The sequence below is a fragment of the Colwellia psychrerythraea genome, assembly GCF_000764185.1.
Lineage (GTDB): Bacteria > Pseudomonadota > Gammaproteobacteria > Enterobacterales > Alteromonadaceae > Colwellia > Colwellia psychrerythraea_B.
The window spans coordinates 63,344-87,985 of record NZ_JQEC01000002.1; the positions used below are offsets into that span (position 1 = coordinate 63,344).

Annotated in this window: 24 protein-coding genes; 21 read left to right on the forward strand and 3 right to left on the reverse strand. The window is 38.4% G+C overall.

Translation table 11 applies throughout. The annotated features are described in order from the left end of the window. Position 1: 1 nt before the first annotated feature. The 9 genes from GAB14E_RS21885 (at position 2) to GAB14E_RS21850 (ending at position 11,421) form a co-directional block, all read left to right on the forward strand. Positions 2–2,509: an FtsX-like permease family protein gene (locus tag GAB14E_RS21885; protein ID WP_033080257.1), complete on the forward strand. Its 2,508-nt coding sequence runs from the start codon at positions 2–4 to the stop codon at positions 2,507–2,509. Further along, positions 2,509–3,687 carry a lipocalin-like domain-containing protein gene (locus tag GAB14E_RS21880; RefSeq protein WP_033080258.1) on the forward strand — a complete coding sequence of 393 codons (1,179 nt, stop codon included), beginning with the start codon at positions 2,509–2,511 and terminating at the stop codon, positions 3,685–3,687. Before GAB14E_RS21885 ends, GAB14E_RS21880 begins: the two co-directional genes overlap by 1 nt. 127 nt (positions 3,688–3,814) lie before the next feature. After that, complete coding sequence (locus GAB14E_RS21875; RefSeq protein ID WP_033080259.1) at positions 3,815–4,207, forward strand: DUF2750 domain-containing protein; 393 nt, start codon at positions 3,815–3,817, stop codon at positions 4,205–4,207. 90 nt (positions 4,208–4,297) lie between these two features. After that, the gene (locus GAB14E_RS21870; protein ID WP_033080260.1) at positions 4,298–4,975 is read left to right on the forward strand and encodes a flagellar brake domain-containing protein; all 678 of its coding nucleotides are present in this window, start codon (positions 4,298–4,300) and stop codon (positions 4,973–4,975) included. A 52-nt stretch (positions 4,976–5,027) separates the two neighbouring features. Next, on the forward strand, positions 5,028–5,486 hold the full coding sequence (locus GAB14E_RS21865; protein ID WP_033080261.1) for a GNAT family N-acetyltransferase: 459 nt from the start codon (positions 5,028–5,030) through the stop codon (positions 5,484–5,486). Between the two features lie 355 nt (positions 5,487–5,841). Continuing rightward, a complete protein-coding gene (locus GAB14E_RS0122345) occupies positions 5,842–6,156 on the forward strand; it encodes a hypothetical protein (RefSeq protein ID WP_231561951.1) in 315 nt (104 codons plus the stop codon). Positions 6,157–6,333: 177 nt separating this feature from the next. Beyond that, complete coding sequence (locus GAB14E_RS21860) at positions 6,334–7,056, forward strand: TetR/AcrR family transcriptional regulator (RefSeq protein WP_033080263.1); 723 nt, start codon at positions 6,334–6,336, stop codon at positions 7,054–7,056. A 129-nt stretch (positions 7,057–7,185) separates the two neighbouring features. After that, positions 7,186–8,319 (forward strand): efflux RND transporter periplasmic adaptor subunit, encoded by a 1,134-nt coding sequence (locus tag GAB14E_RS21855; protein WP_033080264.1) that lies wholly within the window; start codon positions 7,186–7,188, stop codon positions 8,317–8,319. A 12-nt stretch (positions 8,320–8,331) separates the two neighbouring features. Further along, positions 8,332–11,421: an efflux RND transporter permease subunit gene (locus GAB14E_RS21850; protein ID WP_033080265.1), complete on the forward strand. Its 3,090-nt coding sequence runs from the start codon at positions 8,332–8,334 to the stop codon at positions 11,419–11,421. Positions 11,422–11,592: 171 nt separating this feature from the next. Here GAB14E_RS21850 and GAB14E_RS21845 read toward each other — a convergent pair whose 3' ends face one another. Continuing rightward, the gene (locus tag GAB14E_RS21845; protein ID WP_033080266.1) at positions 11,593–14,010 is read right to left on the reverse strand and encodes a M28 family peptidase; all 2,418 of its coding nucleotides are present in this window, start codon (positions 14,008–14,010) and stop codon (positions 11,593–11,595) included. A gap of 153 nt (positions 14,011–14,163) precedes the next feature. On the opposite strand from GAB14E_RS21845, the gene GAB14E_RS21840 reads away from it, so the two are divergent. The 11 genes from GAB14E_RS21840 to GAB14E_RS21790 all read left to right on the forward strand — a co-directional run bounded on the left by GAB14E_RS21840 (position 14,164) and on the right by GAB14E_RS21790 (position 21,366). Next, positions 14,164–14,910 (forward strand): MBL fold metallo-hydrolase, encoded by a 747-nt coding sequence (locus GAB14E_RS21840; RefSeq protein ID WP_033080267.1) that lies wholly within the window; start codon positions 14,164–14,166, stop codon positions 14,908–14,910. A gap of 222 nt (positions 14,911–15,132) precedes the next feature. Next, positions 15,133–15,507 (forward strand): hypothetical protein, encoded by a 375-nt coding sequence (locus GAB14E_RS21835; RefSeq protein ID WP_033080268.1) that lies wholly within the window; start codon positions 15,133–15,135, stop codon positions 15,505–15,507. A 19-nt stretch (positions 15,508–15,526) separates the two neighbouring features. After that, positions 15,527–15,733 (forward strand): hypothetical protein, encoded by a 207-nt coding sequence (locus GAB14E_RS21830; protein WP_033080269.1) that lies wholly within the window; start codon positions 15,527–15,529, stop codon positions 15,731–15,733. Between the two features lie 217 nt (positions 15,734–15,950). Further along, the gene (locus GAB14E_RS21825) at positions 15,951–16,313 is read left to right on the forward strand and encodes a hypothetical protein (RefSeq protein WP_156115634.1); all 363 of its coding nucleotides are present in this window, start codon (positions 15,951–15,953) and stop codon (positions 16,311–16,313) included. 193 nt (positions 16,314–16,506) lie between these two features. Next, a complete protein-coding gene (locus GAB14E_RS21820) occupies positions 16,507–16,872 on the forward strand; it encodes a hypothetical protein (RefSeq protein ID WP_033080270.1) in 366 nt (121 codons plus the stop codon). 33 nt (positions 16,873–16,905) lie between these two features. Beyond that, positions 16,906–17,358: a GNAT family N-acetyltransferase gene (locus GAB14E_RS21815; protein ID WP_033080271.1), complete on the forward strand. Its 453-nt coding sequence runs from the start codon at positions 16,906–16,908 to the stop codon at positions 17,356–17,358. Positions 17,359–17,489: 131 nt separating this feature from the next. Beyond that, positions 17,490–17,849, forward strand: a complete 360-nt coding sequence (locus tag GAB14E_RS21810; RefSeq protein ID WP_033080272.1) for a hypothetical protein — start codon at positions 17,490–17,492, stop codon at positions 17,847–17,849. A gap of 74 nt (positions 17,850–17,923) precedes the next feature. Further along, positions 17,924–18,466, forward strand: coding sequence for a DUF4287 domain-containing protein (locus GAB14E_RS21805; protein ID WP_033080273.1), 543 nt, complete (start codon positions 17,924–17,926; stop codon positions 18,464–18,466). Between the two features lie 411 nt (positions 18,467–18,877). Continuing rightward, a complete protein-coding gene (locus GAB14E_RS21800; protein ID WP_033080274.1) occupies positions 18,878–19,216 on the forward strand; it encodes a DUF805 domain-containing protein in 339 nt (112 codons plus the stop codon). A gap of 272 nt (positions 19,217–19,488) precedes the next feature. Beyond that, on the forward strand, positions 19,489–19,890 hold the full coding sequence (locus GAB14E_RS21795; RefSeq protein WP_052093331.1) for a hypothetical protein: 402 nt from the start codon (positions 19,489–19,491) through the stop codon (positions 19,888–19,890). A 339-nt stretch (positions 19,891–20,229) separates the two neighbouring features. Continuing rightward, on the forward strand, positions 20,230–21,366 hold the full coding sequence (locus GAB14E_RS21790; protein WP_033080275.1) for a serine hydrolase domain-containing protein: 1,137 nt from the start codon (positions 20,230–20,232) through the stop codon (positions 21,364–21,366). Positions 21,367–21,756: 390 nt separating this feature from the next. On the opposite strand, the gene GAB14E_RS0122350 is transcribed toward GAB14E_RS21790, so the two are convergent. Together GAB14E_RS0122350 and GAB14E_RS21785 are read right to left on the reverse strand one after the other, a co-directional pair. Continuing rightward, positions 21,757–22,092 (reverse strand): RidA family protein, encoded by a 336-nt coding sequence (locus tag GAB14E_RS0122350; RefSeq protein WP_081967659.1) that lies wholly within the window; start codon positions 22,090–22,092, stop codon positions 21,757–21,759. A 15-nt stretch (positions 22,093–22,107) separates the two neighbouring features. Continuing rightward, positions 22,108–23,043: an NADP-dependent oxidoreductase gene (locus GAB14E_RS21785; RefSeq protein WP_033080276.1), complete on the reverse strand. Its 936-nt coding sequence runs from the start codon at positions 23,041–23,043 to the stop codon at positions 22,108–22,110. Between the two features lie 171 nt (positions 23,044–23,214). Here GAB14E_RS21785 and GAB14E_RS21780 point away from each other — a divergent pair, with 171 nt between their 5' ends. Continuing rightward, entirely contained in the window at positions 23,215–24,138 is a 924-nt protein-coding gene (locus GAB14E_RS21780) for a LysR family transcriptional regulator (protein WP_033080531.1), read from the forward strand. The last annotated feature ends 504 nt before the right edge of the window (positions 24,139–24,642 follow it).

A 24,642-nucleotide genomic window follows, 5' to 3' on the forward strand; every position in this document is an offset into this window, starting at 1 on the left:
GATGCAAAAAAGTCCGACCTCAACAAGAACTAGCGAGTTTTTCTTGGTATTAAAAGCGCACCTTGCTGAATACTTAAATAAGCCCTTATTAAACTTAGGCTTTATTTTAAGTTTAGCCATAGCCACAAGCACTTTACTGTGCATTTTGGTATTAAATCATGCCAGTGAGCAACAGTACCAAGAAGCCAATAGCCGGTTAAAATCTCCGGTGAGCTTTTATATTGTTGCCAATAAAGGCAATAATATTTCTATCGATGACTTTAGTACCTTAAAAGCTCAAGGCTTTCATCAACTTTCGCCAACACACCTTTTTCGTAAAACCCTCACCTCAGGTAAACAAATAACTTTTAGAGCCATTGATATTCTCCCACTGGTATTGACTATGCCAGACAGTTTTACCACTGATCGCATTAACCTAAGCAGTGACTACGCAAAATACCTTGGCTTAACGAAAACTTTAACTGAGCCCTTAACTAATCCTTTAGCTAAGGTCGTAACTGACGATTTATCCCCTGACATAACACTTGATTTACCAAAAGCTATAAATGATAACAAGCAAGTTACCTTAATTGGTGGGCAGTTATTAAAAGTTAACGACAACCAAATCAATGACTGGGGTAAAGTTGCCTTAATTGACTTACCACTTGCTTGGCAGCTATTCCCCGATATCGAAGGCTTTAGTCATTTAATGGTGGCGACTATTAGCGATACTGAAAAATCACGTTTGGCCGCAGCCTTACCTGGCTATTTATCCATACAAGAAGCTTGGTCACTTGAAGAGCGGGAAGGTTTTGCTGATGCTTTACATTTAAATTTATCGGCACTGGCCATTTTAGGTTTTATAGTGAGTTTATTTATCGCTTTTCAAGCTGCTAATCAGGCATGGCAAAAGCGCGGCGAATTAGCCGCAAAGTTACGCTTACTCGGCGTAGAATTAGCCAGTATACAAAAAGTCATGCTGTGTGAAGCTTTTGCTTTAACCTTGCTCGCCAGTATTATAGGCATCGCCATCGCTTTTTCCTTGGTTTCTATATTGCTGCCGATATTAGGCATTACCTTAGAGCAGCTTTATCAGCTAAGACAAACCGGACATTTTCAATGGAACTTGCTATATAGCTTCTGGGCATTCGGTATTTCTGGCGTGGCCGTTTTTTTGGCACTATTAAAACAGTTTAAAGTTATTAGTTCAGCGAAAATTGCGCTAACAGCCCGCATTGTTCCTCAACCATTTAACTACAGAGCAAGCGCAGTAGTTGGCGCCACTTTACTGGCTGTTTTTCTGCTTTGGCCTGACGTTTATGCTCAACACTCCTGGCATCAATTAATGATCAAGTATGGCCTATTATTAATTGCCAGTGTCGCCTTATTACCTAATATACTGAGTTACCTACTAAAGGCCATGTCGTATTTAACCCGTTCATTTCGTCTCAAGTTTGTTGTTAAAGATGCCCGCCAGCAAGTCGGTAGACGCTATTTACCCTTAGCGGCATTTTACCTAGCACTCACTGCCAGTATTTCAGCTGCGCTTATGGTCAACAGTTTCGAAAAATCTTTCACCGCCTACCTAGATCAGATCCTTAGTTCAGATCTCTTTATTAGTTATAACCACAAACAAAAAGACAAGGTTGAAAGCTGGCTTAATCAACAAGACAATATCGATGAATATGTGCTATTTAAGCAAACTACCGCCAAATACGGTAATGATACCCTAGCAGTTCATGCCCTTATGTCAGTAAAACAACAAAACAGTTTATTGTTTAAAGCGAAGTCTCCCAAGCAGAAACCCACTGGACAATTCTTTTGTTATATCAACGAACAGCTATCTCTGAAAAAAGGCCTAGCCTTAGAACAGGAGTTCACCATAAAACAGGGCAAACAAGCACTTAGCTGTACAATAAAAGCTATATTTTATGACTATGGCAATCAAGGCTACTCGGTAAAAATTCCGTTTAATACTAAGCAAGCTCCCCTTACAGGCTGGCGAGAACATGGTTTTGGTGTCTACTTTAATGACAGTAGTCATTTGAGCAAACAAGCGATTGCCAAGCAGATAGGTCTTGATGATGAGCAAATATTTGTCCCTGAACAAATCAAAACAATGGCATTAGCAATATTTAAGCAAACCTTTGTACTCACTCAGGCAATCGCTTTTGTTTTACTGACTATTGCTTGTTTTGGCCTATTTTTATCAGCCAATAGTTTAGAGTTAGCACGCAAACCGGATTTGCACACCTTAAGTAGTCTCGGTTATAGCCGCATTGAACTATTTAGCCATATGTTAATGCAGTGGCTATTATTAGCTTTTGGTATACTTTTACTTAGCTGGCCGGTAGCTGGCTTACTGGCTAAAGCCTTGGTAGCAAAAGTGCTACCCGCATCATTTGGCTGGTCAATGCCGCTAGTATTAGATGTGGCACCATTTTTCATCACTAGCTTTACCGGGCTAATTATACTGCTGCCTGCATTAGCCATTCCCTTATATAAGCTCAATGTGAGAGCCAGTCTGTAATGATAAATATTTGCTTAATACACTCCTTAAAACATAACTTAAACAATTGCCACAAACAGAGCTTAAAATCGCTATTAATATTGTTAGCCTGTGGCCAATTTGTTACTGGCTGTAGCGAAGAGCCGGATCAAAAACATAGTCCGCTAAAACTGCTTGCTGATGATAACGGTCAATTTGCTAGCCCTTCAATGACAAATAAAATAATTTTCCCACAAGCCCATGCTCCGCAAAAAGCTTACCGCCAAGAATGGTGGTATTTAACCACGACCTTAACAACCGAAGATGGCCAGTCATTAGCAAGCCAATGGACCCTTTTTCGCCGTGCAGTTGGCGATAAACATTGGTACTTCGCCCATGCCGCTTTAGCCGATGCACAAAGCCATAACACAGCTTATAGAAACGGTCGCGAAGAGCTAGGCAATGTCAACATAACCACTGAGCCTTTTAATGCCACAATAGATGACTGGCAATGGCAATCCTCATCTAACTTGCTGCCGGCAAATCTCGTTTATGGCTCAGCTGTTGGTTCAATAGCGAGTGAAACAGATTCCTTAATAAAGGAAAATACCGTTGTGGCTGCAGCAGAAAACCATTGGCAGGTAGAATTAAACCTTTCAACTAAACAAGACTATTTTCTGCAGGGCGAAAATGGCTTTAGCCTTAAGCATCCCAAGCTAAATATCGCCAGCCACTATTATTCTCAGCCCTTTATTGAAGTAACAGGCAAAGTTTATTGGCAAGGAAAATGGCAAAAAGTTACTGGTCAAGCCTGGTTCGATCGTGAATGGGCTTCAAAAATGTTAGGCCAAGATCAGCAAGGTTGGGACTGGTTTTCACTGCGTTTAAATGAAAACACTGCGCTGATGGTTTTCCGTGTTCGCTCAGACAGCGAAGATTACTTTTATGCCAGCATAATGGCACGCGATGGCGAAATTCGTAGTATTGCCTCGCACGAGATTAACCTAATCAGCCACAACAATAATGCCACTAGTGATTCACCCTACCCGCAATCATTTTCATTAGTTATCGCTAAAGAAAACATCGATATCAAGGTGGAAGTACTTAATGAGCAGCAAATCATGCGCTTTGGTATTGAGTACTTTGAAGGTATGGTGAATTTTAGTGGTAGTCATCAAGGTGAAGGGTTTGTCGAAATGACTGGCTATAGTGATAACTAAGATAAAATAACTCAACAAGTTGCTTCTACGTCTATATGCTTGCCATTGCAAACAATGGCCAGCTGTTGTTTGTATAAAGATAACACGATAAAATAATTACTCTTATTCTAAAAAGCCATTTTTGCCCATGCCTATATCAACAGAACAGCTTAATACCATAGAAAATTACGATGATGAAAAACGTTTAAACTATCTACTACAGCAAGTGGTTAGTAATAAAGAAATTTGGATATTAGCGGATGAACATGGCTGCATGATGCTAAATACTGATGATGAAGATTGTGTACCGGTATGGCCTAATGAAGAGTTTGCACAGCGTTGGGCTACGGGTGAGTGGCAAGCATGTAAGCCTCAGTCGATCTCCTTAACTAAATGGTACAGTCGTTGGAGTTTAGGCCTAACCGATGATGAACTTGCTTTGGTGGTATTCCCTAATCAAGAAAACCAAGGTTTAGTGTTATTTCCTGAAGAGTTCGAAGAGTCTTTGTTAAAAGAAACTAATAAACAAAAACGAAAATAATCAAAAAAATTGACTAACAATCAATCATTGTACCTGCTAATCACTTTGTATATATTGTCTCAATGGAATTAAACTTACGTACAACACAAGATGTCTGACTTAGCCGTATTAGAGAACATACAACTTTTTGAATTACAGCCAGGAAAGAGCTTAGACCTGCAAATAAATCATCCTATTTCGCTGCGACTTAAATTACCCCTCATAGGTTATGAACTCGGTAAGTACATCATATTAAAATATCCAAAAGGCGCCAGTACCTCTGAATATAATGATGTTTTGATTGAAGGTAATGTACTCATTGTGCGTTACCTGATGGAAGGCAACAAAGGTGAATGTTTTGCTTTTCGCTCTTCCATCAAAAGCATTACTCAATACCCTGAAAAAATGCTCTTTATCGAGTACCCTAAAAAAATAGAAAACCGTCAATTGCGTTTGCAACAAAGAACCAGCATTCACTTACCTGCGGTAATTATGTTGGAAGATTCAAAAGACAATAAAACCACAAAAATTAACGGTATCATAGGTGACATTTCAGCTAAAGGCTGTGGTTTTACTTTTAAAACAAAAAGCGTAAATGCAAAAGTAAATAAACGTGATATTTATGTCTGTTTACAAAGCCCATTAGATGGCGAAGTAAAAATATCAGCACGGGTCTGTAATAGTCGAAATGATCAAGGGGTGGTCAGCGTAGGAATACAATTTATTGATGAGAAAAAATTGGTGCCTCAATTGCTAAGCCAACTTTTTATTGATAATTCACAGAGCTAATTATTACATTTTAACGCTAACGCCATACTCTAGTTAGCACTTAAGGAAAACTATGGAAATCCGTATTGGGCAGCTATCACACCCCGCAGTCATAAACTTGTTAGAAGAACATCATCAAGACATGTTAATACACTCACCGCCGACAAGTGTGCACGCTCTTGATTTATCTGCATTATCACAGATAGGTGTTACCTTCTGGAGTGTATGGAGTAACAACGAACTTGCCGGTTGTGGCGCTTTAAAAGAATTGGATAGTAGCCACGGTGAAATAAAATCTATGCGTACCGCTAAAAACTTTTTACGACAAGGTGTTGCTAAATTGTTATTGGAGCATATGGTTGAGCAAGCGAGTACCCGAGGTTATCAATATTTAAGTCTAGAAACAGGTACTATGGCTGCGTTTTTACCCGCACAAAAACTCTATCAGCAACTTGGTTTTGAGGTTTGTCAGCCCTTTGCTAATTATCAACAAGATCCTTACAGCACCTTTATGACCAAAGGCATTAGCTAATTAAATACTAACTGTTATGTGAAAGATCACCCTCCATAAGACCGCTTAATCACTTTCCTTGCTCATTACCGCGAACCCGATGATAACTATTTAGGCCGTTTCTTCTCACAACAGGCAACGTTCAGCCAAGCTCAGATTATTAGTCGATTAGCTTGCTAAACAGCTGACCTAGATCTTAACACTCAAAACCACAGTTTAAGCTATAATAAGAAGTTAAAGTCATTTACAAACAATGATTTTAAAGCTTAAGGAGTAAGCTATCAAACTATATGAATTACCCTTCGCACAAATACTATTAATTAGTGAAAGTATTGCCGAAGTTATAGTTAATGAAGGTGTCGAGTTAAACCTTACTATGGTGCACCAATTTCATGATTTTTTACTTGGCCACCTTGTCAGCCCATTTTCATTACTAATTAACAAAGTTAACGCTTACTCTTATAATTTTGATGCGCAAGTCAATATTGGTAATCTAACTGAAATTCACGCCATCGCAGTAATTGCTTATCAAAATGCTAGCCACTTAAATACAGAATATTTAGCAAAATCAGTGCCCCGAGCCGTAGCGTGGAATGTCAGTATTCATTCAAACCGCGATGAAGCTTTAAACTGGTTACAGTTAGAGCAAGCACGACTTAATAAAGTATCAACCAGTCCAACAAACCACTAGCCTCTGCCCTATTTACTGTCAAACACTTCAGTTGGTATCAACAAATACTGCTACCCCCTTTCATATACTCTACCCAAAAGAATTATTAGTAATAAGTTATTTGTACTTGAACTTAACAAAAAGTTAGTTAAAATAACATTTGAACGACATTCGAATAACATTTCACATAGGTTTATTATGGCTCCAGCTCCAAGGTTTAGTGCAGAAGAACAAGAAAAATTGATTATATGCGCGGCAATTAAAGCTATAGAGGAGAGTAGCCTCTTAGATTTTTCTATGTCTGCAATTGCCAAATTAGCCGGACTGTCGATGGGCTCGGTTTATAAATTCGTACAATGTAAAGAAGATGTACTAATTGCGCTAGCCACCCGTATGTATCAAGAGCGCCAAGATGTATTTAAAAAAGTACTCGCTTTAGACTTAACTACACCAGAACGAATAATTGCCGCCAGCTTATTAGATTTTGCCAAAGTGCAAATGTACAACTTTGATAATCAGCTCGAAAGCATTGTTAATACCGAGGCGATGATGAAACGTTGCTCTCAGCGTTGGTTAACACAAATGATGACTTGCGGAGAACAATGCCAAACGATGTTCCAACAGTTTTTACAAGCAGCCGCAGATTCGGGTGAATTGACCTCAGGTAACCGAGATATTGAAGAAATCAACTTAGGTACTTGGTCGTTATCAATAGGGTATTTTCAAACTGTACGTTTGCATCATTGTAGAAACAATAATATTGATGAAACCTCAACAGAAGAAATGCCTGCTTTAGCTCCGGATGATTTGCATATCCGCAGCATGCAACGATTAGTTAATACTTATGATTGGCAGAAAAAAATAAGCAATGACGACATCAAAAAAGTTTGCCTATGCCTAAAAAACTCAGGGCTTAGGTAAGTATAAAAATACCATACCAACATTGATTTACTATCATTAAACAACATCGCCACAATACGGTAAAAGCGTTTAGTTATTATCTAAAAACATTGCCTAAACGTTTTAAATAAAAGAGATAAAGGAACAATCATGAATATAACAAAATGGCTTTTAGTGATTATCATATTAGCCGCAACAATTTTTGGCTTACATAGCTATAAATCATCATTGCAAGAGTCGGCAAAAGCGCAGGCAGCTAGTATGCCAGAGCCTGCGGCAACAGTGACTTCAGTGAAAGTTAAAAATATTAGCTACCAAAAACATATGCAAGTAAGTGGTGAGGTACAAGCGTTTAAATTTTTAATGCTCAATAACGAACTTGCTGGTGAAATTATTCGCTTAAATGCAGCCTCTGGTAGTGTCGTTAATAAAGGCCAGGTATTACTTGAGTTAGATCATAGAGATGAAGATGCTCGCTTAATGGCCGCTAAAGCAACATTGATGTTAGAGAATCAGACCTTAGCGCGTAATATTGAGTTACATAAAAATCGCACTATTAGTGAAGAGCAAGTAGATCAAGCACGCGCAGCAGTGCAAATTGCACAAGCCGATATTAGTGTGATAAAAACTGCGATCGATAAAAAAATATTAACCGCCCCTTTTACTGCCAAAGTAGGTATTCATACCTTAGAAATTGGTCAGTATTTAGATAAAAATAGTCAGGTACTTGAACTAGTTGGTGTTAATGATTTTACCTGGGTTGATTTTAACCTGCCGCAACTTTACCAAGAGCTGGCTTTAGGCTCGACAATAAAAATTAGCCCTATGAATCAAACAGCTGAGTATGAGGCAAAGATAATAGCTATCGACCCGCAGTTATCACGTATTTCACGCCATTTAAAATATCGTGCACAAATACCCTCTGCGACTTTAGCATTAAAACCCAACACCTTAATTTCAGTGATAGTGCCAATTTCTAAACAAAAAACACTCGCTTCAGTACCTGATCTAGCGATAAAACGTGATGCTTTAGGTAGTTATGTATTTATATTAGAAGCGAGTGATAAAGGAAGCTATCGCGCGAAACAAGTACCCGTCGAACTGGGTGAGCGACAAGGCGAACAAGTAATGATCCTTAGCGGCGTTGCCGCTGGTCAGCTTATTGCTAATAAAGGCGCCTTTAAATTGTATCCTGGCATGAAAGTATACCTTGCCAGCGAAATTGTCACTGCAAGTTCTGACGTAGCAGCTAAAACGCCTGTTGCTGATGTTAGTGCAAAATAATAAGGGATTATGATGCAAGAAAGTAAACCATCTATTATGGACATATTTGTTAGGCGACCTGTCGTTGCTATCGTCCTATCTATTATTATTTGTATTGCCGGCCTATGGTCAGCAAGTAAAATTCCGGTACTGCAATTTCCAAAAATTGAAAGTGCCTCATTAGTTATTGATACCTATTATATCGGCGCTTCTGCTGATGTAATACAGGGCTTTATTACTGAGCCAATAGAGCGTGTTGCTGCGACCGTGCCTGGTGTTGAATATGTCGATTCAACCAGTACTTCGGGTAGCTCTAAAGTTACCGCTTGGCTAAAACTTAATGAAAACTCTACCTTAGCACTTGCTGAATTAACCGCCAGGTTAAGCCAAATTCGCTTTGAATTACCCCAAGGTGCACAAGACCCTATGGTATCAGTGAGTCGTGCCGATAGACCTTTTGCGGTATTTTATTTAAATGTCCAAGCCAATGGCAATGACTTATCACGCATCACTGATTATTTAACTCGCCAAGTCAATCCAGTTTTAAATGCCATTGAAGGTGTGCAAAGAGTTGGTATCGAAGGCGCAAGAACACCAGCAATGCGGGTATGGTTAAATGCTGAAGCATTACAAGTATTTAACTTAAGTGCCAGTGATGTTTACCAAGCCTTAGCAACAAATAACACCATAGCGACTATGGGATATGTAGAAAATAGTCGGCAAAAAATTGATATCGTTGCTAATACTCAGCTAAGCAGTGTTAATGAATTTGAACAGTTGGTTATCAGTAAGTTAGATGGCGCTAATATTTATTTAAAAGATGTCGCCAAAATTGAACTCGCCGCAGAAGATAGCAGCGTTACCGCCAGATTAAACGATAAAGATGCCGTATATATTTCTATTTGGCCATTACCTGGCGCCAATGAAATTGCCATTGGCGATAGGTTATACGAGAAAGTAGCAGAGCTAAATCAAACCCTTCCGTATGGTATTTCTATTGATTATGCTTATGACGGCACTTTGTATATGCGTGATGCGTTGAGTGAAATTTTTACTACCCTAGCTGAGACTGTTATTTTAGTAGGCTTAGTTGTGCTGTTATTAATGGGTTCATTTAGAAGCGCGATAGTGCCATTAATCACCATACCTATTTCTATTTTAGGCGCCATAGCCGCCATGTCTATGATGGGCTTTTCACTTAATTTATTAACCGTGTTAGCTATCGTACTATCGGTTGGTTTAGTGGTTGATGATGCCATTGTGGTGGTTGAAAACGTTGCTCGTTTGATGCGTCAAGGTATGTCGAAATTTGATGCGGCGCTTATTAGTTCACGCCAACTGCTTGTACCTATTATTTCAATGACTTTAACGCTAGCGGCTGTTTATGCGCCTATTGGCTTTTTATCTGGCCTGACTGGTGTTTTATTCAAAGAATTCGCTTTTACTCTAGCTATAGCGGTCATTATTTCCGGTATTGTCGCCGTTACCTTATCGCCGATTATGAGTGCTTATGCCTCCCCTAAAGGAGGTGAGGAAGGTTGGTTTACTAGCAAAGTGAATCATCTTTTTGAAAAAATACAACGACGATACGCTAAATTATTAACGCAGATATTCAAATGGCAAGGGCAAGTATTCCTAATTGCCATCGTTGTATCGCTGCTGACAGTGCCTTTTTATCTACACTCGAAAAAAGAACTAGCGCCAGTAGAAGATCAAGCCATGGTTATGTTTGTTATTCAATCACCGCCTGATGCGTCACTCGAATACAACGTCGCACAAATGAATCCTGTTGTTGAAAGCTTACAAGAAATTGAAGGTGGCAAGAAAATTTGGCAAATAATTTTCGGTGGTGGTGGTTTTGGCGGTTTGGAATTAGTCAATGCTGATGAACGCGACTATAGCGCCCAATCATTAGTGCCACAAATTTATGGAAAATTAGCACAAATACCTGGGCTAAATATGTTTCCTATTTTACCGGCCTCATTACCGAGTTCAGGGCAATTTGAAGTGGAAATGATTGTTAAGGCATCAGCTCCTTACAGTGAAATGAAGCAATATGCCGATCAACTGGTTGGTGCAGCCTTTGCTAGTGGCCAATTCCTTTACGCTGATACCGACTTAAAAATAGATCTGCCACAAGTCGAGTTACAACTAAATCGTGAGAAAATTGCTGATTTAGGTATGACTGTGGGTCAAATAAGTGAACAGCTAGGCATTTTATTATCGAGTAATTTTGTCAATCGCTTTGATGCTAATGGTAAAGCGTATCGCGTTATACCTATCGTTAATGATGAAGTTCGCAGTAAAACCGAGGCTATTTTATCATTAAATATTAAATTACCTACAGGTGAACTATTGCCTGTTTCTGCCGTGGCTGAGTTAAAGTGGAAAACAGTACCTAGAGCACTCGGTACTTTTGCTCAGCAAGCTTCATTTAGAATCTATGGTGTTGCAGCCCCAGGTTCAAGTAAAGAAGCAGCTTTATCAGCTATTGAGAGTAAGGCTAAAGAGATATTGCCGTTAGGTTACTCTATTGATTACGCAGGTGAATCGCGTCAGTTACGCCAAGAGGGTAATACCTTAATTATGGTATTAGCTATCTCGCTATTGATTGTATTCTTGGTATTGGCCATACAATTTAATAGCTTTAGAGACCCGTTAGTTGTGCTGCTAGGCTGTGTACCGTTAGCATTATCTGGCGCCTTGTTAATCCCATACATGGAGTTAACCACCATTAATATCTATTCACAAATAGGTTTAATTACCCTAATTGGTTTAATCGCTAAAAATGGTATTTTAATTGTTGAGTTTGCCAACCATGCACAAGAGTTAGGAGCGAATAAACTGGCCGCGGTCACTGAAGCCGCAACGACACGTTTACGCCCTATTTTGATGACTACAGCAGCAACAATATTAGGCCACTTTCCGTTAGTGCTTGTTTCTGGCGCGGGCGCAGAAGCGCGTAATAGTATTGGTATTATTTTAGTTGCCGGTATGTTTATTGGTACGCTCTTTACTTTGTTTATTTTACCTAGCTTTTATTTATTATTAGCTGAGAAAAGACATAAGTTAGACGAACATGAATTTGAAGTATCAGAAGAGGCGCTCAATAAAGTTTGTTAGATAAAAACTGTACTGGCCTTACTAAACTTTGGCTACTAACGCGGTAAGTTGTACCCGAAAAATCAAAAAGCCACAGAGTGATTAATCTTTGTGGCTTTTTTTATTAATTAAAAATAACTAACTAGCAGTTCTGACCACTATTGATTTAATAAATAACAGCATCAAAAATAGTTAAAACTCAAATTTTTTATATGCAATGGACTGATCGCCATTTTGCGATGGCACGCTACTATCACCACGGGCAGAAATGAACGAACTATATGTCTGTGGTAAGCCGCTATAAGCGGATAAAACCAAAACGCTTTTCGCCTGGTTATCCAGAGACTGATTAACTTGCTCACCATAATTCAGGGTAATGGTTATGTTTGCACAACTGATGCCTCGACAGTGATATTCGTAAAAGCCATTCCTACTACGTTTATCATCCTGATAACTTAAGCTGTAATCGCCAACCTCTATTGATTGTAATCCTGACTCAACCGGAATATACAATTTAACATCGCTGAGCTGAGAATTTTCATCATTCACTTGTTCAGTAATAAGTTGCGCGTTCACTTGTAAACCATTGGTGTTGAATTCTTTCGATAACACGGTAAATACTGGCGCGATTTTATTTAATGAGGTGACAGCAGTTGTCTGATATTTCCTTTTACTCCAAGGGAAGACTTCGACATTTTTTATCGGCTGTGAGTTGTTTTTTCCCAGTGATGAAACTAACGAATCTGACAATATTTTTGCGGTCCTTCCTGTGGTAATAAATGCTTCGTTGTGTTGGTTTTGTACATACTGAATATTCAAGCGTTGTGGCAACCATGAAGTAAAGGTAGCTTGGGTGCTAGTCCAAACCACTGATGCACTAGCACTAAATGCAATGATGACGGTCACTAACCTAGACAGGTTATTAGACTGAGTTGAGTCAAAGGTTAACAGTGGTAACAGCGCTATAACAATAAACGCTAACACCACAGCAATAGCCACTGACATACCATAACCCACCATTAACTCTAATACGTAGGCAATTGGCATGAACATAATTGCGATGACAAGAGCCAGAGTTATTAACGAGGCTATTTTTAGGGGCGAAAATTGTGGTTGTGCAACTGTATTAACAATGCCTTGTTGTCCTGTATTGTTCAATTCTTTAGGTAATTCATTACCGGTAACAGCTCTAAATAGTAGTAAAGTGACCATGCCCATTGATGCTGGAATAAGGAATAAATAACTCACCCCTGTTAAGTAAATACTCGTTGTTAGACTTAACACGCTCAAGAGCAAGGTCACTGCACTAACGACATTAACTGCGCTAAGGTTTCGAACAGTTAAGCGACCTACAACCAGCCCACAAAGTAAGACAGCAAACCAAACCGATAACTGCATTGGTAATTGATTAGCGTGCCAAGGCATTTGATGGCCACTAAACAGTCTGACTAACTGTAATACCAAATACCCCATCAGGCCAGAGCTAACCAGAACCAACAAGCAAGCCAAAAGCCCTTTCGCCTGTTGTTTAGCGCTCAACTGTAACCGCACTTTAAACAAATACCACAGCGCACTAAAGACAACTAATAAAGCGATTGACCAAGCAAGGCTAGTGCTCTCACTCCATTTCACCATCCAAAGGCCGGCGATATCGCTATAGACTAGGTTTCCTGATGCCACTTTACTTAAATCCACATCTTTGATCTGCGTTAACACGCCCCAAACATTGTCACCATGATGCTGCAAGCTGCCTCGATCGAGATTTTCAAGATTATCTAATGGCGTATGATAATGAGGTAACCTGTCTGCATGAGCAAAATTTAGTCCTTGTAAGCCATGTTCTTTAAATATGGTTAAATCGGTATCGTTAGGCAAAAACTTATAGACTTCATAAAACAGCGAACTACTTAAAGGCGCGGGCGTGGTTTTACTATATTGCTCAACAAGCCAACCACTATCTTCTCCCGTTTCAAACATAACGCTTTTACCGGTACTACCACGCGCTTCAATATTGATGGCCAGTGTTAATTGCTGAGCAAGTGGATGTTGTTCCATAAAAGCTTGTGCGCCAAATAGACCAAACTCTTCCCCCTCATTAAACAATAAAACAATCGAATTAAGTGGAGGCTCGGTAAGTGTTAACAGTCGTGCCGTCTCCAAAAGCGTACCCACTGCGGCGCCAGCATCACTGCCACCCGGGCCCGCAGGTACAGAATCATAATGAGCCGCTAATAAAATCCCCTTAGCTACGCTACTACCTTGAATATGGACAATGATATTTCTGACTTTAGCGCAACGAGCGAATCCTCGTGAAGAGTCTCGACAAATAGTGGCCTCTTGAATTTCAGGCTGATAGCCCAACTCAGTCAAAAGACTGACAATGCGTTGCTCTACAACCCTATTAGCCAAACTATCTACCGGGTGTGGTACTTGCTCCTTAGTAAGCTGTTGCAAATACTGGAATGCTCGCTCACTTGAAAATACAGTGTCTGGCGCATTCGCCGGAACGGGATCAATAGTACTGGTATATTGAGTTTTCAGAAAAGTGGCTAAGAAGCTGAGCACAACTAAAGTCAGCAATAGCGGTTTGAAGTTCAAGGGGCTGTTCATCTTATTATTCTTTTTATAAATAATTTTCCCAATACATTAGCATAAACTTGGTTGGCACCTATCGAAATATCTCCCTCGATAAACAATAAATAAAACTATATTTATTGTGACATAATTGTTCAAATAGCTTATTAACCATTTGCATTTTTCATTATGAAACTACATCACCTTGATGGCCATATACAAACAATCTTGCTCGCAGAGTATCCTGACAGGTTATTATTACTTGATGGCTGTTGTCGCTCAGATATTTCACTGCTCAAGCATTTCATTACCGACTCCTTGCAACGCCCTTTTAATGATTTAACGTTAGTAGTGGTAACACATATGCACCCAGACCATGCCGGTGCTGCTAATAAACTACGTAAAATTACTGGCTGTAAAATAGCGACTGCCAATGTTAATGGCCAGTGGTATTCTGGTTTAGATGGGCGACTTATGCATCTTACTGACATGTTCCTCACTAAGTGGGTAGCTAAGCGAATGAAAAGACCCCGTCGTAAAATTTGGTATTCGAGCCAGTTGATTGCGGATTATAAACTTGATGATGGCGAATCATTGCCAGGTTTTCCAGAATGGATTGTCCTATCAACTCAAGGCCATACGGATAGGGACTTGTCTCTACATCACTTACCTAGCAATAAAGTTTATGTCGCCGATTTAATGGTAAAAGTTAGAAATAAATTTATTCCGCCCTTCCCCATTTTTTACCCCAATCGTTACCGCGCTTCCCTGCATAAAATAATCGCATTGCAGCCTGATAGCATTATTCTTGCACACGGTGGTGAAGTTAACTTATCGGTTAAGGACTATCAGCAGTTATTGCAATTAGCACCTAAAATACCAAGAACCCATTGGCGCAGCGTTAAAGCAAAGTTATTAAAACTATTTAAGAAATAGTAATATCAGATCAATTTATTGCTTCCGGCCATAAATTTACACGCCACGGTGGCATCCTTTTAGTTAAGGCATCGAATAAAGTCCAAGTGGACTCAAGCAGATCCCTTTTGTATTGCTAGTGTAGCAAATTACGATGTAGCCGAGTTTATTCCTACTAGGGCAGTAAAAGCATTTGAAGCGATCAAGAGTTACGTATAATCAACTAATTATTAAGGCCACTGTATGAATCAAGTTAAGGGTTTTATTTTTTCAATTGCGATAGTAATTATTATATTTATAGTTTCAGCGTTCGCTGCGGGGTTTCTTGCTGATTTAGCTAGCGTTTGGAAAAAACCCATTATTGGCTCTGTTGCTGCATTTTTTGTAGTTATTTCTGGTTATGCCACAGCACCTAGCCATAAAAAAATAGCCGCAGTTACTTGGTTAATTGTAGGCGCCATTTCAGCTTGGATTTTAGCGGGTGATTCCTACTACCCAGAAGATTATGAACATGCATACCAACTTACAATAATTCCTTTACTCGCAACCTATCTTAGCGGTCTATTGGCATTATCGATATGTCTGCTGTGGCATAAAAAAACAAACAAGCACACATAACAATTGGCAGGGTTTATAAATGGATAGTTCATCGATAATGATTTGGAGTGTTTTATTTGGTGGTATAGGCATTGGTTTTTTCTTGTATGGAAAAAAGCAGGGAGCTATTGTGCCATTATGCACAGGATTGGCACTTTTTATTTTCCCATATTTCATGACAAGCGTGCTTATGCTACTAGTCGTTGGTATTATTTTAATCGCCATCCCCTATTTTATTAGATTGTAGTTTACCCAAAAATACACTGCCGCTTATGATGTCGCTTGGTTTAAAACAAACTGCATCATAAGAATAATAAACAATGAGATGTCTATAACAGTTAACAAGAAAATATACCGGCACTTTATAGTTACTCGATCTTGTTTTGATCTTACATCCCCTTGGTAGACAGTACTCAACAAAAAATAATCAGCCCTAAATGGGCATTATGTATCTAGGAGTTATCTTGAATTCACGGTTTAACAAAAAGTCTTTAATTCGATGGAAGGTCTATATAGATCGCTCAAAAATGTATATTGGTTATGTACAGTTTTTGCTTATAATTTTCGTATTTATAAAGTCGCTAGGCGATAATCCCGTAACAGAGTTTGTATTTACCAGCCCTATGGTTGCCGTACCTATCATTTTGATGATATTTGTTCTTTTATCTTTGGCAATTGGTTACCTTGATTCAAGGCTTGGATTTCGTGAAGAAGAAATAAGAAACCACTCTAAATCTAACCCTGTTTTAATGGATATTCAAAAGTCACTTGCCGCGTTAAATGATAAAGTCGAAAAAATGGAACAGAATAGAAAAAAGGAAAAATAACAGATATTTGCACTAGTTTTTATTTTACTTCGTTATACCTTCAATCAACTATCAATTAGCCATTATAGCGATGTAGTATTTCATGAAGAAATTAGACGAATTAGTGTGGTGATGTCGCATATTAGGTTACCGATTGAAGCCCATCGAGTAACTGCTTTAATAATCAAATTTAATTTTCAGTATGGTGATAGTTATGTTGCTCATCGGTGCTTTTCTACTTATTTTTATTGGTTTTATTCATTCATATTTAGGTGAAAAATTCATTTTGATGCGTTTATTTAAACGTGATAACTTGCCCAAGCTACTTGGTAGCGATTGGTTTACTAAACGTATTTTAAGGTTTGCTTGGCACCTAACAACGCTAGCTTGGTGGGGATTTGCAGCAATATTGTATTTTCTTTCTAACCCAAGCGGTAATATTCGTACAGAAATTCTCATCACAATTGCTGTCGTATTCACAATAAGTGGACTTGTATCATTGCTGTTTTCTCGTGGTAAACACTTATCATGGTTGTTCTTTTTCGGCATTGCTTGCACTAGTTTATTTGGCGTAATATAAAGTTAATAGCATTAAATTGACTAGGAGATTTAAATGGTTACGGTTAGACAAGCAACAGTGTCAGATATCGACAAAGTTTATGATTTGATTCTTGCTATAGCCAAGCATCATGACCAAGAACAATATGTGAAAACCAATAAACAAGAATTAATAAATTCAGGTTTTGCTACTAACCCATCTTTTGGTGTGTTGTTAGCAGAAGTTAATGGTAAAACTGCTGGATATTGTTCATATACATGGAATTATTCTATTTGGCTAGGTTCGAGTTATATGAATATTGATGATGTCTTTGTCTGGGAAGAGTTCCGTGGACAGCAAGTAGGTGAAGAGTTAATGTTTAAAGCAAAAGAAGTGTGCTTAGCTAATGGTGCTAGTCGTATTAAATGGGAAGTTGAACAAGATAACCATGGTGCAATAAAGTTTTATCAGCGTTTAGGTGCCAATATCGATATCAAGGGCCTTTTCCGATGGGATGTTGCACCTTAGCTTAACAGGCCAATCAAGACAATACTTGTAGCTGTTGGCTACATTTTCTGCTGCGAACAATTTTACCTAACCATTAACGAATCAATAAACTAGCCGGTTATTTCGGCTTTATAAAGACCTAAAGGATAAATATGCAGGCAACCTTCTTTACAAAAACAGCTGATGACTCTTGCAATCACATTGAAGAAATCCCAGAAGAGACTATCCTCGGTGGAGGGCAATTTACTAAAGATAATATTAGCGAACTACTCAGTTGCTTTAAAAGTGGTAGCTCTGCTCAAACTGACAACCTGTGGTTGTTATCTATTAGTTTTTCGGAGACTTTATCTACCATCGACGATGAAAGTCTGAAAGAGATAGCTGGACATTGGTCTGATGAAAGTTCATGGCTAAATACTGACGTAAATACAACAGACTTAGCCGGCCATTTATTGGAACTTAAATATGCATATACCAACTCCGATGAAAGGATCTGGATATTGTTTGACTAAATTTTTATTACAAGCGGCTTAACTGGCCAAAATAATAGTTACTATGATTACGTTTAAATCAAAAGGTGAATAATATGGACCAAGCACTGCAAACGATGATTAATAATATGCCTGAAAAAACAGGTAAGACGCTAGCAGAGTGGCTTAAAATATTAGATAAAGAGAATGTCGAAAAACATGCAGTGGCAGTCACTTTTTTAAAAACGACACATGGTGTAAGCCATGGATTTGCCAATACTATAGTCACGTTATCTAAACAAAAAAATGAATTGCCCGAAGATCTAGTTGCAAATCAATACAAAGGTAAAGAGTCACTTAAAGCACTATATGAAATGCTAATTTCAACGGTAGAGACATTTGGTGATGATGTTGTCATTACGCCAAAAAAGGCTAGTGTCAGTTTAATTAGAAAAAAACAATTCGCCTTAATAAAACCGGCAACTAAAACAAGAATAGATCTAGGCTTAAAACTACAAGGTGTTGAAGTACAAGGTAGGTTGGAGGGATCTGGGCCATTTGGAACCATGTGCACACATAGAATCCAACTACAGAGCATTGCTGATATTGATAATGAAGTTATTAAATGGTTATTAACTGCCTATGAAAAGTCAGTATAAAAATCACCAGAAATAATTTCAGATCAAAGCACAAGTTTACCTGTGGATATTCCAAATGCTACACCAATAACAACTAAGAGCCTAAAAGGATAAATTAGTCTCAATTTTTACCATACCTTTTCTAATGAATAAACCATGTAATGTTACTGAACAGTCTCAGTAATTCAGCTGTTTGACTTATAATCCATTGATATTACGAATAATTATATTAAATCCTATATTGGATATAACTGAGGTTGCTCAGTCATATCCAAACTCTAACAAAAATAAAATATTTGTTGTTTCTAAAGCTTTGAAACTATGGGATATTAATATTGATTTAATAAATATTATAGGGCGAACATTACTGAGAAGCCTTCATAATAAGCGTTAGGTTTTTAAAAATTTTATCAACAACAAGGAGAGTCCAAAATGGATTATTTTGTAGGCGCACTGAAAAAATATGCTGACTTCACAGGTCGAGCACGTAGAAAAGAGTACTGGATGTTCATACTTATTTATATGATTATCCAAGTCGTTTTCGCAGTACTTGGATTAGATGTTATTTCAATGTTAGTAGGCCTTGGACTGCTAATTCCAAGTCTTAGTATTGGCGCTAGAAGATTGCATGATACCGGACGCTCTGGATGGTGGCAGTTAATTTATTTAGTTCCACTTATCGGTGTAATAGTGATGATTGTCTTTTTAGTACAAGATAGCCATGATGAAAATGACTATGGTGTTAACCCTAAATCGGGTGTTCCTGCGTAAGGCTTAACAAGGCACTCGCTCAAACGGAAAAACTACAGTTAGGCTAAACGGCGCGCAGCGCAAGCCAACTGTATTTTTCCGCTTTGCTTAGTATTTTTCTAAGTAATCAATCGAGGTAAACATGGATAGTATCGATATTCAAAAAAAATGAAGAAGTGCCGAAAGAATATCAAATAGGCATTTTACTCACTGTTTTTTTCTCCTTCGTCGCTTATTTTAAGCAACTATTATTTGCCTCTTCATAGGCGTTTTATGTTTCAGGAATACACTGCATGTTTAAATATCTTCTGCCAATTCTAGTATTGATACCTTGGCTAACTCAAGCTGAAGCTATTGAAGTTTTAACGGTTGACCGATCAGTATCAAAGAACCTCCAACTGTCTTTTCCAAATGATAATAATATTAAACCCAAAAAAAGTGACTTCGAAATAATCAACTATGTGCTGATGAGTAATGAAGTTGGTGAACGGTGGAGTGTTATAACACTTACTAATTTATCATCAGGCAATAGAGAGTTTACTCATGATCACTTAATAGGATTATTTGCTGATGGTAGTCGTATAAGTCCTCTTGAATATAAATTAAACTTTAAGGGCCAAGAAACTCAGTCTATTACAGTATCCTTTGGAGTGCATAAATTTCCAATACTAAGCATATATTCGAGTAATGAATGATACGCTAGTCAATCTCATTTTCTGTCGTCCCCCTCCTGATCAGAGTTGGTATGCGCCGTAGCTAGACTGAGATAAATTAATTAGCAGGTTTATGTCAATATTAGCGAAAAATCCAAAAAAACGTCACAAATTGCCTTATAAAATATGACCATTTTGTGTATCGGAATTAGGTAACACTTAAATCCTACCGACTGTTATTCATATAACAAGAAGTTTTTGCCGCTTGATGAGTAAGGCCATCAATTTTAAAAGAAAGGTTAGATAGCCACTGCTGGAAAGCTCTAAGAACAGATTAAACTATCGTCGATAGCCGTTTTATTATAAGAGAAAAACTCAATTATGATCCCATTCAAAAAATTCATAGCTAGCAGCATTGTTATATTATGCATATTGCCAATGTTTGGTTGTGGCTCTGACGATTCAGTCAGCGATACCGTCGACGATACGGAGCTTTCTTTAACTGAAAAAGTTCAGGTGATCGATAGTTATCTCAAAGTTCTTAACGAACAAGATCGCTTTAACGGAGCGGTTTTGCTAGCACAAGAAGGTGAGCCTGTGATGACGAAAACTTATGGCTACACAAATGCATCCAAAGATAGTTTGTTGACAATAGACTCATCTTTTCGCTTGGCTTCGGTTTCAAAACAATTTACCACCATGGCAATCATGATCTTAAAGGAGCGTGGACTATTGAATTTTTCGGACATAATTAGTCAACACCTACCAGAGCTTGATGACATGAATATTACCATCGAACACTTAATGCACCATACTTCGGGTATACAAGATTACACTCACTTTCCTAAAGCATATATCACTGAACAAGATGCGGATTTTATGACCATACCGGTATTCTTTGAGATCATTCAAGACCACCCATTGAATAGAGAATTTGAACCTGGCAGTCAATGGAAATACAGTAACACAGGCTATATTTTATTAGCCGAAATAGTAGCTCGTGTATCAGGAATAAATTTTGCAGAGTTTATGCATCAAGAGATATTTTTGCCTCTAGAAATGTATGATACGGATGTATATAACTTATTATCCGATCCCAATGAAGGACGATTACTAAATCGTACTGTGGGCATAAATAACGAGCAAAATGTGACAATGACCTTTCTTGACGGCATTGCTGGTGATGGTGCCATTTTCTCAAGTATTGCCGATTTATTAAAATGGGATCAGGCGATAAGAAATGATAAGTTAATTACTGCCGAAACAAAGTTGCAGGCTTTTACTTCTGCCGTTTTAACTAATGGTAGCGACACAAATTATGGCTATGGCTGGTTTATGAGCACTACTGGCAATGATCAATATGTTTCACATAGCGGAGGCTGGCTTTCGGCTCGTACCTATATTCGAAGAAATTTAACGACTGGTGCTGTCATAGTGATACTCGATAGCTCTAAAACAGGAGAGCTCTCATCTATCTTTGATAAAATTACCACGACTCTTGAAGGGGAAGGCTTCTAAAAATTTAGAATAAAATTATATTTCTCAATTTTTTTAGTTAGCTCTACTTTTATCACACTTCGGGGACGAAAACGCCTTAGATTTAATGCACGACTTTATATGGACCTTAGATATGGTCCTAATGTTCAATTTTGAGATTGGGAACAGAATCGTACGTTCAATATTTAGTAGGACTACCCCTGTAGTAAAAATTAACATAAAAAACATTGACTACCATAAAGCGGTTTGATTTTTGGCACAAGTCCCTGTTGCTTGCTTTTAAGGTCAACTGATCGCTAAAAATTAACATTAAGTTTAATTTTTTTTCCATATGTTTTCTAATGAATTGTCTTTAATATTGCATAAAGCCCCCCGTAGTAGGCTTTATGCTGCTAGGTAAGTCATCAATTATTATCGTGCTATTATCATCTCATATTCAACCATCATATCTGGCATACCTAACCGTTGCACATACCGTAATGTACCTCTAGCGGGTTTAACTTCTACGTCACTTAAAAACTCTTCCCATACTGTTGCAATTTGGCCAAATTGAGCTGAATCAACGTCATTGGTAAAAGCCCAATCTGTGCGAATAATGTCATCAAGAGTAAAGCCAGAATATTCTAAAAAATTCTGCATCTGGTTGAGGATTAGCCGGGTTTGCGCGACGGGATTCCCCAGGTACTGAGTAACAAAATCAGGGTTACAATCGCCATGATAGCTTTCCTCTGTTATTTCAATTGTTATTAAATTAGCTAAGTATTACGCGGCTACGTTTATAATGATTTTACCGCAGGCTCTTTGTGACTCACTTAAGGTATGAGCTTGCTTAACCTGCTCTAATGAAAAAATTTTGTCGATATTTACTTGAATTTTACCACTATCGATTAGCTGACTGATCTGCTGAAGATGTTTTGCATTAGGCATTACCCACCAACGTTGAAAGTTAACCCCTTGCCGCTGGGCAATATCAGCATCAAAATCATCCAATAATGAGATTAAATGGCCACCTTTGCGTATAACTTGCAAGGAACGCGATAAAATATCATTTCCACCTACAGCAGCTAACACTGCATCTACATCCTCAATCGTATCTTCAAAACGCTGACTACGATAATCAATAAACTCATCAGCTCCCAATGCTCTGACATAGGATTCTTTAGCTGCCGATGCCGTTCCTATGACATAAGCGCCACATGCTTTGGCTAGTTGCACCGCAAAACTGCCAACCCCACCAGAAGCATTATGAATCAATATCTTATCACCTGACTTTAATTGACAGCCTTGCATCAGAGCTTGCCAAGCGGTGGTTGCCGCAAGTGGCACTGCTGCTGCCGTTAGCATATTCAAGGAGTTAGGTTTAGCCGCCACTAAAGCACCGTCTACCGCAATATATTCAGCGTATGCACCTTGCCCAGAAATAGGCGCGTAAACAAATACCGCATCACCTAGGTTAATATCTTTTACCTCCTCACCCAGTTGAGCAATCTCTCCTGAGACATCCCAGCCTAATATTAACGGTAATTTATGCTCGCCGCTGTCTTGTAAAAACCCTTCGCGTACCATCCAGTCTACTGGATTAACGCCTGCGCCATGCACCTTAATAAGTACTTGATTAGGAAGTATTTTAGGCTTCGTAATTTCACCTACGATTAATTTTTCAGCACTACCATATTGTTCAATATAAACCGCTTTCATGTGTATTCCTTAGCGTTAGCTTTGAGTTAAGTTGTGGCCTTGTTGAGCCGATAAGGCTACTTTGCCAAAACCAATTCATACCGTCTAATTGATGGTTAATATAAGATTCATTGATAATATCAATGCAATTGGTAATACTAATTATCCCTAATGATTAATACGCAACATAATATGGCTAATCTTGATCTGAATTTAATGGTTATTTTTGATGTAATAATGCAAGAGCAGTCTATAACCGCCGCTGCTGAAAGACTGGCGATGACTCAACCTTCGGTCTCTAACGCCGTTGCTCGAATGCGTCATGCATGGAAAGATCCCTTATTTGTAAAACAGGGTCGTGGTATACGTCCGACTCCCTTTGCAGAACAATTATGGCGAGATATTGCAGTACCATTGGATGCGATTAAGCGCGCAGCCGAGCAACAAATATTTGATCCCGCTACTCTTAAACGTACTTTTCGTATTGCCGTTACCGACTGGATGGCTGATTTATTTTGGTTACCTTTGCGGAAAATTATTGAAGCAGAAGCACCACAGGTTAATATTCATGCGGTACCTTACACGGTTAATGGTGAGAATTTATTATTGAATGCCGATGTCGACATGGTGCTAGATTACTTTGAAGGTAGTTCTGGAAAAGTGCAAAGCCAGCACTTATTTGATAATCACTTTGTTTGTGCCATGCGCGCCGATCATCCACTCGTCAAACAAGATCTCAACTTACAATGTTTTGCCTCAGCCGAACATTTATTGCTATCACTTTCTGGTGAGGCTGCTGGAGGTGTTGATAAACTCTTACAGCAGCAAGGGTTAAATCGTCGTATCTCGATGACAGTTAACCATTGTTATAATATCCCCAAGTTATTGATCAATAGCAATATGATAACCACTATTCCTTTGCCCGTTATTTTAGAGAGTGTCGACAGTGGTCAACTGATTATTAAAAAGCCGCCTTTTGACCTTGCACCTGGGCCTATATCAATGACATGGCATACTCGACATCAACGCGATTCGGAAATATTGTGGCTTAGAAATAAAGTGCTAACAGTATTAAAGCATCATTTACACAACAGTATATGTATGCCACCTTTTTGATATATTGTGGCTTATGGCTATCGATGTATTATGTCGGCTTTGTGGTAACAGTGAACATAACCGGTCAGTCCAATTTATTTATGCACTCCTCATCATTTATGAATATTCACAGATATAAAATCGACTTAAAATGATCTAGATCAATAAAAAAGAGCAACTACTCTAGAAATAGCTTTACTTTTATAGAGCTGTTGCTCTATAGTATACTTGTTCTTAAGCGAACACTTATTGTAATAATTTTTCAGCTTCCCCATAAGCTAGTATGCCGGTGTAATTCTTAACTATTTATTAGTTCTGTAAGTATCATCGGCTTTTTTATGTCTGAAATTCATTGAACATTCCAGCTAAACCTCAGTGATAACAATTAAGTAAAGCCCTTTAAATACAGCACTTCCCTGACACCATCTACAAAATTTTCTACTGAAAATAACTTTCTCTTACATTTTTAACAAAAAGTTAGCGTTTTTTTTCACTAACGCCCCCATGTTATACCCAAGTTATTTG